At 37.3% G+C, this 233-nt stretch carries 1 protein-coding gene; it reads right to left on the bottom strand.

Features of this window, described 5'->3' with window-relative positions; all coding sequences use genetic code 11:
* The coding region (locus AAEY62_RS25010; RefSeq protein ID WP_502935579.1) for a sodium:solute symporter family transporter at positions 1 to 233 on the bottom strand (233 nt) is incomplete at both ends.

Here is a 233-nt window from a genome sequence, read left to right as displayed (position 1 = left end):
CCGGTGAACTCTTGAATATATTGAAACGCTTGATCGAACTTACCTAATAATGGCTCTGCCACAACCAAGGCTATAGCTAAAGATATTAATGCAGCTGAGCGGCCTATAAATACATAATGTTTTTGTGATTTACCTGGTTTTAACTTGCTGTAAATATCCATAGTGCAAATAGTTGAAATACTGTTAGTCATAGAGGCAAGTGATGAAACAATTGCCGCCACTAATGCAGCAAA

Origin of the sequence: Pseudoalteromonas sp. GW168-MNA-CIBAN-0100, assembly GCF_040309225.1 — a bacterium.
Taxonomy (GTDB): Bacteria; Pseudomonadota; Gammaproteobacteria; order Enterobacterales; family Alteromonadaceae; genus Pseudoalteromonas; species Pseudoalteromonas arctica.
This window is presented reverse-complemented; position numbering and strand designations above follow the sequence as displayed.